At 49.9% G+C, this 3,674-nt stretch carries 1 protein-coding gene; it reads left to right on the top strand.

Features of this window, described 5'->3' with window-relative positions:
- Window positions 1-455 precede the first annotated feature (455 nt).
- Window positions 456-3,497 (top strand): ATP-binding protein, encoded by a 3,042-nt coding sequence (locus AC3DOM_RS15815; protein WP_487920007.1) that lies wholly within the window; start codon window positions 456-458, stop codon window positions 3,495-3,497.
- Window positions 3,498-3,674 lie beyond the last annotated feature (177 nt).

Genomic DNA, 3,674 nt, shown 5'->3' with positions numbered 1-3,674 from the left:
ACGGGTATAAATTTCGACCCCAAACGTAGGCGGCAACGTTGGCGGCAAACAAGAATCTTTTTGGAATGGATTTTTTCCGCCGTATTTGTAGATGAAAGTTAGAAGCCGTTGGTCGTTTTTTACCAGCGGTTTCTTCTTGTTTACGAGAGTGATTCTTAGTTTTCACCCTATATCTGTCCGATGGTCTTTGATGGATAAAAGGATTCCCCGTTCTATGCTCGACTGTATCAACATCCACATCAAAGTGTCACTTATCGGTTTTGAGAATTTTTCCGACAGTAGCCGGGGACGCTTCGCAGTCGTCGGATGAAATCCGTGCTTGGGTCGAGGCAGCATGTTCGCATCAATGCGCACACTTCGCCAGTCTCAACAACCGGGTAATGACCAATGCTGATATGCGCGTCGCCGAAGTTGTGGTCGTTTCGACATATCCCTTTGCTTGATATAATGCTCTCATGTCCGCGTCGCATCCAAAGATCAGTCTTTTTTTACTGGGCGCTCCCCGCTTGGAAGTGGAAGGGGAAGTTATCTCTCTGCCAACCCAAAAAGCGGAGGCGTTGCTGGCTTTTTTAGCCAACCATGAGACGCGGCATAGCCGTGAACGTTTGGCGACTTTTTTGTGGGGAAATACAAGCGATAAGCGAGCGCGTTCCAGTTTGCGAAATGCGCTTTACCTTTTGCGAGATGCACTTGGTGAGGATGTTTTTTTGCTGGAACGGCATTATGTTGCGCTTAAGTCTGACTTTGTTTGGGTGGATATTAAGGAAATGGATCGCATCGTTAATGAGGTGCATGTTGATATTCCCAAGCTCAGGGATACTCTGACATTGTGGCGGGCACCTTTTTTGGACGGCATCTCTTTCGCGGATTTGCACGCTTTTGATGAATGGCTCTCACATGAGCGTGAACGTAGTTTTCTGATCTATCGTGAGGGCTGGATGCGCCTAAGTAAGCTATTGCTCATGCAAGGGAAGCGGATACAGGCATTGGAAGCCGCGCGTCAATTGGTTTCGCTTGACCCACTTTCTGAAGAAGCACACCAGCACCTGTTTCGTTTGTATTTGATGCTTGGAGACCGCTCTGCCGCTCTGCAGGAATTTGCCAAGCTAAAAGCGCGCCTTTTTGACGAATTGAATATCGCACCAAGTGCAGAGAGCCTTGCTTTGCAAGATAAAGCCTTGCATATTGCAACCTGGATGCCAGATGAGCAGGAAAGTCTCTATTTGCTCGCGCAGGGCGCGCTTGTTGGGCGAAAAAATGAACTTAGACAGTTTTCTGAACATTGGCGTGCTGTTTTGCCTGTTGGACCAGCTCGCATGACGCTCTTGGGAGGCGAGCCAGGCATCGGGAAAACCAGCCTTCTTTCAGCATGGCAGGAAAACCTTGACAAACATCTTTTTCTGAGCGTGCGTGCCTTTGAGCCACAAAAGAATACCGCTTACGATCTGTGGATACAGTTATTGCGTACATCCTTTGAAAAGTTCGGAATGACAAAATTCTCCCTGTCCGATCGCTGGCTGAGTGAAATTGCCAGCATCCTGCCAGAAATTTATGTCCAACGCCCCGATCTGCCGCGTTCGCGCTATGATGATTCTGAGTTGGCGCGCGGGCGTTTAATGGAAGCCATCCACCAATGGACTATCGCCATCACAGCGCAGCACCCTCTCTGTATTTTTGTTGACGATCTCCAATGGGGCGATCAAGCCAGCTTGCAGGTTTTTGCCTATTTGCTGGAAAAAGGCGAAACCTTACCTCTCTTTATCGTTGGTACCCAGCGTACAAGCGAAATTAATCCAGTCTGGGAGATAACCGCAGAAGCCCTTCAGCAAAAGGGTCTATCACGATATATCGAACTCCAGCGTCTCTCCTTCGATGAAGTCAGCATCCTTCTCTCCACGCTTGCGTTTCAGCCCAAAGATCCCGTTGCCTTCCTTCAGCGTATCTATCAGGAAACGGCGGGCAACCCGCTTTTCGTCGTCGAGATGGCACAAGCCATCCACCATATAGACCTTGACCACACCCCCGAACTGCCCATTCCATCCACCATTCAGGGCGTCATCCGTACCCGTCTCAGCCGTCTTGCCAAAGAAACCCGCCAAATCCTTGCCCTCGCATCCCTACTTGTCCAGGATTTCTCTGCCGAATTTCTTCAAGCCACTGGTGATTTCCCTGACGCAACCATGACGCAAGCTCTTGAAGAAGCGCTAAAAGCGAACATCCTTGTCGAGCAAGTGGGCGGAAACTACCAGTTCAGCCATATCAAGATTGCCGATGTCCTTGCCGCCGACCTGCCACCTGAAAGCAAACAGAATTTCCACAAACAGATTGCCCAAACCCTCGAAAAACGCTCTGCCAACGAAGTCGAGCGAATTTCCTATCATTATGAAAAAGCAGACGAATTAACTCTTGCGGTGGAATATACGCTGCGCTCCGCTAAACGAGCCGTAGAGCTTTATATGGACGAAGATGCCCTAACGTGGTACGAACGTGCCCTCAACTTGCTTGCCCACCAAGATATTTCTCTCATCCCCAAAAAGGTGCGTGGTCTAATCCCCTTTGAACAGATTGACATCTCCGAGCATTTACCGCTCGATGTGCTGGGGCTGATCTACCGCCAACGTGGACTGATTTCCCAGCGCACGGGCAACTACCCCCAAGCCGAAGATGATTTCCAACTCGCCCTGGAACACGCCCAAACCCGTCAGCGCAGGGATGAGCAAGGGGCGGCGCATAACTTGCTCAGTTTCCTTGCCTATCTCCGCAGCGAATATCATCTCGTCGCCGACCATGCCCAACACACGCTCGACTTCGGCACAAAAGCAGATGTCCCCCAACTTCGCGCAGCGGGTTTGCGCAATCTGGGCATCGCTGCCTATCATACGCAGGATTTTGACCGTGCTCTATCGTTATATAAGGAAGCGCTAACTGTCTACGAAGGTGTTGGGGATAAAGTTGGCATCGCGACCTGCTATAACAACACGGGGTTTGCGCTGCGCACTTTACGCCGCTATGAAGAGGCGATCCTTTCCTTTAAAAAAGCCTTTGATCATTATGAAGCTGCTGGTCAAATGGAGGGTCAGGCTCTGATCCTTGCCAATATCGGCAGAACATATGCTTCACAAGGTGATACAGAAAAAGCGTTCGATCATCTCGACCGTGCCCATCAACTCAGCCGCGATATTCGCACAGACTGGATCACGGTTAAGGTTTGGCGCACAAAAGGCAGGGTCTTTGCTCAAAACAGGGTATGGGAGAAGGCGCTCGAAGCTGCGACCGAAGCGAAAGCCCTCGCTGAAACCCTCGGCAGCGACGAAGACCTCGGCGCGGTTTACCGTCTTTTGGGCAAAATCGCCGCTGCCTGGGAAGAAAGCAATCTCGGCGCGCCGGAAGCCTATTTCTCTCAAAGCATCGCTATTTTGGAGCGGGTCGGCGAACAATATGAGATCCAACGCAGCTTGGATAGTTTCGAACGCTATAAAATGTCCGGCGGGGAGTAGATCTCGTTTTTGCACTTACATAATTATTTGAACAATGAAAGTAACGCTCAACAGCGCAAAATCAGCACGGTCGGTTCATCGCCATGCAGTCTTCATATTTGCATAAAAATAAGATAAAAAATAACTAGCCACCTGACAGTTTTGCATCAACGGTAGGTACACATCGAAATGTTGAAT

The sequence above is a fragment of the Candidatus Desulfolinea nitratireducens genome (assembly GCF_982879505.1).
This window is presented reverse-complemented; position numbering and strand designations above follow the sequence as displayed.

Coding starts and splice junctions, on each gene's coding strand:
- AC3DOM_RS15815 (WP_487920007.1), top strand. CDS start 456: ATGTCCGCGTCGCATCCAAAGATCAGTCTTTTTTTACTGGGCGCTCCC.